Origin of the sequence: Helicobacter didelphidarum, assembly GCF_003364195.1 — a bacterium.
GTDB lineage: Bacteria > Campylobacterota > Campylobacteria > Campylobacterales > Helicobacteraceae > Helicobacter_A > Helicobacter_A didelphidarum.
On sequence record NZ_NXLQ01000110.1, the window covers coordinates 1 to 1,801 of the forward strand.

Annotated in this window: 2 protein-coding genes; both read left to right on the top strand. The window is 31.1% G+C overall.

The features are described from left to right. Window positions 1–699: hypothetical protein (locus CQA53_RS12725; RefSeq protein ID WP_220272095.1), on the top strand; the 699-nt coding region annotated here is incomplete at its 5' end. Window positions 700–714: 15 nt separating this feature from the next. Next, window positions 715–1,641, top strand: coding sequence for a hypothetical protein (locus tag CQA53_RS11185; RefSeq protein ID WP_115543997.1), 927 nt, complete (start codon window positions 715–717; stop codon window positions 1,639–1,641). The last annotated feature ends 160 nt before the right edge of the window (window positions 1,642–1,801 follow it).

Genomic DNA, 1,801 nt, shown 5'->3' on the forward strand with positions numbered 1-1,801 from the left:
AAGAGATTCTTTAATACATTAGAAACTCTTAAGAAAGAATATAATATAAATACAAATGATAGAGTGATAGTAAGGTTGGAGGTGGAGTATGGGGAGGAGATAAGGAATTTTCGCCTAAGTGGCAAAGAATGGGTAAAAGAATATGAAGATAAATCTTCTATAGAAGATTTATCTTCTCCTTTTAAGGAAAATGTTAAAGATTTTTTAAAAGCTATTGACGAAGCAAAAAAGGAAGTGCCTAAAGCAAAAATAACATATTCTATTAGTTCAACACGCAGACCATATAAAAGAGCAGTCTTGATGCATTATTGCCATAAAGTTGCACGCAACAAAATTACTCCTCAACAAGCCCAAATAGAAACACAAAAAGAAAATATTCCGATTAATTGGATACATACAGATTCTAGCGGTAATTATTCAGATAAAATTTCAAGAGCAAAAGCATTGGATATGGTTAGGGCTTATAACATTGCATATCCAGCTTCCTTAACTTCACATCATGTTAGAGGAAATGCCATTGATATTACAATTACTTGGCAATCATCTTTTACAATTAAAGATAAAACAGGAGAAATACATACCATCGATACTCCTAGAAATGGTGCGACAAATCCTGATTTAAGAAAAGTTGGTAAAACTTATGGGGTTAAAAGAACTTTAGAAAAAGACCCTCCACATTGGTCTTTGGAAGGAAACTAAATTAAGGAGAAGTTTATGATTTGCAAAAAAGTAATGTATTTGTTTTTAGCTTTGTTTCTTATAGCTTGTAGTAGTGAAAATATGCAAAATGATAAAAATGCTAATCTACCAGATGATGTAGAAAGCTTTATGGAGTCTAGGGAAGCATTCCTTAAAGCCGATAAGGTTAATTTTGTAGAAACAATGAGCGAAAAAGAAACAATAGAATATAATCAAAAACAGCATTTAAAACGAAAAGAAATTGATAAGGAATTTGTTGCTTTACGCAAGAAATACAAAGGAGATGACTTTGTAATGGATGTCTTATCACAATATGGCTGCTTGCTAGATGATTGTAGTGCTACAAGCAAAGTTGATGGTTTTGTATTTTATAAAGGTGCAGATATTACTGAAGCTATAAACAATTCACTTATGGATAGAAATACTTTTACAAGCTACCCATTTTTTAAAGAGATTCTTAAACATAATCCAAATATTTTGACAAGAAAAGAAAATTTTAGCCTAGATTTATCCACTAATGCTAAGTATAGAAATTATAAAAAAATAGATATTGTTTGGAGTGCAGATAAAACAAATATTGATTTTATCCTTTATGATGAATATTTTAATCAAAATATATGCTCTTATACTGCAGGTTTTACAAGATTTCAGCAAGAGAAGGATGGGGTAAGAGCAAGCTATGGATATATGCAAATTCCTTATACACAAATAAAGGAAATTAATGACTTCATCAATAAAAGTTGTGAATGTATCCATATAGGTGGAGAAGAACCTTATGACGAACAACGCGCAAATGAACTTGATAAAATGGCACAAGGCTGTGAAAATCTAAGTAAGACGCGCGCAATACTATGGAAAAAATATCAAGGCGATACAGAGAATCTCAATCTTTTACAAAAGGAAAAAGAACACCAATTTGAGGTTTATGGGTATATTGAATGATGATGGTGATGAGTGAGATTTTTTGGCACAATAGAGAATCTTAAGCCCATAAGCAAACTAATTATTGCCTATGATAATAGTCAAACTCTCAATAAATATAATTTTATCCAATTAGGATTTGAAGCTATCGATGTAGCTCATTTCATCGTAGATGAGATGA

Bases quoted from the DNA above. Each gene is read 5' to 3' on its own strand.
- CQA53_RS11185 (WP_115543997.1), top strand. From the start codon at position 715: ATGATTTGCAAAAAAGTAATGTATTTGTTTTTAGCTTTGTTTCTTATA.